2 protein-coding genes are annotated in these 1638 nt (G+C 70.0%); both read left to right on the top strand.

The features are described 5' to 3' along the window. A partial coding sequence (locus I53_RS09460; RefSeq protein WP_051044741.1) for a PQQ-dependent sugar dehydrogenase occupies nt 1–1157 on the top strand: 1157 nt, incomplete at its 5' end. Next, nucleotides 1157–1638, top strand: a 482-nt coding sequence (locus tag I53_RS09455; protein ID WP_043349650.1) for a cytochrome c, incomplete at its 3' end; no start/stop codon positions are given. The genes I53_RS09460 and I53_RS09455, both read left to right, overlap by 1 nt.

The raw sequence follows: 1638 nt of genomic DNA, 5'->3' as shown, positions 1-1638 counted from the left end.
CCCCGCCGGCCAGGGTCCAGGTCGACCGCGGTTCGGCGCTCTACGGCCGCCCCGAAGGCGGCGCCGCAGCCAAGCTCGCGCCGGTGGCGGGCCCGCCGTTGGCGGCCGCGGCCGCCAAGCTGCCGCTTGACAAGCTGAAGGTGCCGGAGGGCTTCAAGATCGAGGTCTATGCCAGCGGCCTCGCCAATGCCCGTGAGATGACCCAGGCGCCGGACGGCACGCTGTACGTGGGCACCCGGACGGTGGGAAAGGTCTACGCGGTGCTTCCGAAGGCGGATGGGGACGGCAAGCGCGAGGTGAAGACCATCGCGTCGGGCCTGCATCGGCCGAACGGCGTCGCCTACCACGACGGCGCTTTGTACGTCGCCGAGCTCTCGAAGATTTGGCGCTACGACGACATCGCGAACCACCTCGACGGCGCGGCGAAGCCGACCCTGGTCTATGACGACCTGCCGAAGGACGAGGCCCATGGCTGGAAGTTCATCGCCATCGGCCCGGACAACAAGCTCTACGTGCCGGTCGGTGCCCCGGGCAACATCGTGATGCCGCCGGACACCCACGCGCAGATCCGGCGCATGGACCTCGACGGCAAGAACGCCGAGGTGATCGCCCGCGGCGTGCGCAACACCGTCGGATTCGACTGGAACCCGAAGACCAAGCAGCTCTGGTTCACCGATAACGGCCGCGACTGGGTCTCGGAGGACATCCCGAACGACGAGCTGAACGTGCTCACGGAGCCGGGCAAGCAGCATTTCGGCTATCCGTACTGCCACCAGGGCACGTTCACGGATCCGGAATACGGCTGGGGTCATTCCTGCTCGGAATTCACCGCGCCGGCGGCGCTCCTCGGCCCGCACACGGCTTCCCTCGGCCTGCGGTTCTACACCGGCACGCAGTTCCCGGAGGCCTACCGGGACGCGATGTTCGTCGCCCGGCACGGCTCGTGGAACCGCACCGCCAAGCTCGGCGGCGACGTGGTCGTGGCCAAGCCCGGACCGGACGGCAAGACCGCATCAACGGAGCCGTTCCTGACCGGCTTCCTCCAGGACAACAAGTATGTCGGCCGCCCGGTGGACGTTCTGGTCGCCAAGGACGGATCGCTGCTCGTGTCCGACGACTACAACGGCGCGATCTACCGCGTCAGCTACGGCCGGTGATGCGCCGCCACCTCCGGTCGATCCGCGGGCTGGCCCCTGCCCTCGGCGGGCTGCTCTTGGCGGGTGCGGCGCTTGCCGCCCCGGACGCAGCGCTGCAGGAGCGCCTCGCCCCCTGTATCGGCTGCCACGGTGCGGGCATGTCTGCGGCGGAGGGCGTGCCCTCGCTCGGGGGGCAGCTCCCGGACTACGTGGTGACGCAGCTCTTCCAGTTCCGGGAGAAGCAGCGGGAGGCGCCGCCGATGAACGAGGTGGCTGCCGGATTCTCCGACGACGACCTGCGCAGCTACGCCGACGCGGTGGCGACGCTGCCGCCGCCCGCCTGGTCCGGTCCGCCGGCCGATGCGGCTCTGACGGCACGGGCCCAGGCGCTGGTCGCCAAGCACCAGTGCAATTCCTGCCACGGACCGGATCTCGCGGGTCGGGACGCGATCCCGCGGATCCGGGCACAGCGCGAGGACTATCTCGCCAAGGCGCTCGCCGG

The sequence above is a fragment of the Methylobacterium sp. B1 genome, from assembly GCF_000333255.1.
In the GTDB taxonomy this organism is placed as follows: Bacteria; Pseudomonadota; Alphaproteobacteria; order Rhizobiales; family Beijerinckiaceae; genus Methylobacterium; species Methylobacterium fujisawaense.
This window is presented reverse-complemented; position numbering and strand designations above follow the sequence as displayed.